This window comes from Sphingobium sp. (assembly GCF_035511395.1).
Lineage (GTDB): Bacteria > Pseudomonadota > Alphaproteobacteria > Sphingomonadales > Sphingomonadaceae > Sphingobium.
The window spans coordinates 1-2,458 of record NZ_DATKFP010000045.1; the positions used below are offsets into that span (position 1 = coordinate 1).

The 2,458-nt window shown below is 59.7% G+C and carries 3 protein-coding genes and 1 pseudogene; 2 read left to right on the forward strand and 2 right to left on the reverse strand.

What is annotated here, in order from left to right:
* Positions 1–544 (forward strand): MarR family transcriptional regulator (locus VMR39_RS02445; RefSeq protein ID WP_325413998.1); only part of this gene is annotated, 544 nt, incomplete at its 5' end.
* A 17-nt stretch (positions 545–561) separates the two neighbouring features.
* Here VMR39_RS02445 and VMR39_RS02450 read toward each other — a convergent pair.
* Together VMR39_RS02450 and VMR39_RS02455 are read right to left on the reverse strand one after the other, a co-directional pair.
* Positions 562–1,104, reverse strand: a complete 543-nt coding sequence (locus VMR39_RS02450) for a VOC family protein (RefSeq protein ID WP_325414000.1) — start codon at positions 1,102–1,104, stop codon at positions 562–564.
* A gap of 24 nt (positions 1,105–1,128) precedes the next feature.
* Positions 1,129–1,575, reverse strand: a complete 447-nt coding sequence (locus tag VMR39_RS02455; protein WP_325414002.1) for a nuclear transport factor 2 family protein — start codon at positions 1,573–1,575, stop codon at positions 1,129–1,131.
* Positions 1,576–1,665: 90 nt separating this feature from the next.
* Between VMR39_RS02455 and VMR39_RS02460 the strand changes: the two are divergent.
* Positions 1,666–2,458, forward strand: a pseudogene (locus tag VMR39_RS02460) (hypothetical protein); the annotation flags it as partial.

Consider the following 2,458-nt stretch of genomic DNA (forward strand, 5'->3'; position numbering starts at 1 on the left):
GCGGTTTCCAGGTTTCAACAAGGGGATCATGACCATGGCATCCGCTCAGTCCAAGGGCCGCGCGGCAAAGTCCGTGCCGATGGAGGAAGCGCCCTTCCCCCAGTTCAAGGAAAGCCTGGCCTATCAGGCGCAGCTATTGGCGCGTATCACGCAGAACGACTATATGGCCCGCATTGCCGGCACCGGCATTGCCCCGGCGCAGGCCTATGCCCTGGGGGAACTCTGGTTAGACGAGCCGCTGTCGCAAGTGGAACTGGCGCGGCGTCTTGACATCGGCAAGGCCACGGTGGGTCAGACATTGACGCGGCTGGAGCGGGCCGGCTTTATCGAACGACGGCGCATCGCATCCGACCGGCGCCTGATCATGGTGCATCTGACCGAAAAGGGTCGCACGCTGCGCGAACCGTTACGGGTGGCGGCGATCGAGCAAGATGATGCCCTGCAGGACCGGATCGGGGCGGAACGCATGGACCAGCTCAACGACATGTTGAAATCCGTGAACGCCTTGCTGGCCAACGCCTTTCCGCGGGCGATGTCGGACTGACCATCGCCCGCGACCGTTCAACCGATGGCAAAGCGCCGGATCGGATCGGTTCCGTCGAAATCCTGGGCGGCGGATCGCACCAGATCATAGACGCCCAGCAATTGCGGCGTGGGTTCGTACAGTTCCACGAAATGTCCCAGCGTCGCTACGCAATCCATCATCGCAAAGCCGACTCCCGGCGCAACCTCGGCATAGAGAGCCGCTTCATGCCCGTCCTCTTCGAACCGCGTCATTTCGCTTTTGATATCGTCCACGATCAGCGCGACATGATGCATGCCCTGGCGCCCGCTCCCCTCCGGAAAAATATCATGGAAGCAGGATCGGCCGGGATTATTCTGCTGCACGAATTCGACCATGATATCGCCCCACTGGCCATAGGCCGAACTATGATCCAGTTCGGCCGGCTCGCCACGGTAACGGCACAGGCTCAGGGGAATATGCTCGGCGATATAATAGGGGCCTGAGCCGAAGGCCTCCATATGCGCCACCGCGGCCTTTTCCACGTCCGGCACGAAATAAGCGATCTGGCGGATCGGCCGCCCTGCGATCACATTGGTCATCATCCTCTCCTCACATGTCGTTTTTCAGGCGGCTTCCACCATAAGGCGCGTGATCTTCAGCGACGCGATCCGCCATTGCCCGTCCGCGCGGCTGTAGCGTTCATGATAATGACCATAGCCGCGGAAGATGCGGAACTGCCCGCCCTCTGGCGCCCGCAATATATCCAGCAAAGCCCATATGCCGGTGGCCTCTGTTCCGGACAGTATCTCAATCTCGGGCATATGGCCGAAATGGGCGCTGGTGAGCGGCGTGATGCCGCTCCGAACATAGGTGACAATCGCGTCGCGCCCCTGCACCGGATCGCCCGTAATCACCGGATTTTCTTCCAGTGCGCCCCGCACGTCGAACAGGGCGTCCGGCGTGAACAATTGGGCAAATCCGTTCCAGTCTTTCACATCCATCAACCGGAAATAGCGCGCCTTGAGCGCCTTTATCTCCTCGATCGCGACCAGCCGCTCCACCGGTTCCATGCATATTCTCCCGAACATCGTTGATATGTACGCTAGCTTTCGATATGCTAGCATTCATACCATCGATGACAAGACGTTCCAGGAGCGGACATGACGGTTCAAGACAATCTGGGTAGCCTGGCCTCGCCGGACATCCAGACCTGCCCCTTCCCTTTTCTCGATCGCCTTCTGGCGGAGGCGCCAGTCTACAAAGATCCGCTGACCGGCATGTATGTCGTGACCCGGTATGAGGATATCGGCCATATCTCCGCCCATCCCGAACTTTATTCCAACAAGACGACGGTCGTGGTTGGACGTCATGATTCGCCGGTCGCGGAAGAAGTCGCCCGTCGCTTTTCGGAGCGCGGCTTTCCCGAAATGCACACCCTCGTCACCAACGACCCGCCGGGCCATACATCCTATCGTGCGCTGGTCGAAAAGGCGTTCACCCCCAGCTATGTCAAATCGCTGGAACCCTATATCGAGGCACTGGTCGACGAACTGATCGATGGGATGCTGCCCAATGGCCGCGCCAATCTGCTACCGGAATTCGCGATCAAGGTGCCGATGTACATCATCGCCGATCAGCTGGGCGTCGATCGCGCAGATTATGACCGATTCAAGCTATGGTCCGATGTGACGGTGGAACGCAACAATCCCCTGCTCGACCCCGACCGGGAGCTGGAAATCACCGATCATCTGATCGACATGCAGAAATATCTTCACGCACGCGCCGAACGCTATCGCGCGCAGCCCGAAGATAATCTGCTCAGTCGCCTGGTCCATGCCGAAGTGGATGGGGAGACGCTCAGCCCACCGGCGCTGATCGCGATCGCGCACCAGTTGCTGGTAGCCGGCAATGAAACGACGACCACGGGGATCACGACCGCCATGTGGCTGCTGC

What these genes read in the sequence shown, in the direction of transcription:
- VMR39_RS02450 (WP_325414000.1), bottom strand. Translation starts at nt 1,104, where the DNA reads ATGACCAATGTGATCGCAGGGCGGCCGATCCGCCAGATCGCTTATTTC.
- VMR39_RS02455 (WP_325414002.1), bottom strand. Translation starts at nt 1,575, where the DNA reads ATGGAACCGGTGGAGCGGCTGGTCGCGATCGAGGAGATAAAGGCGCTC.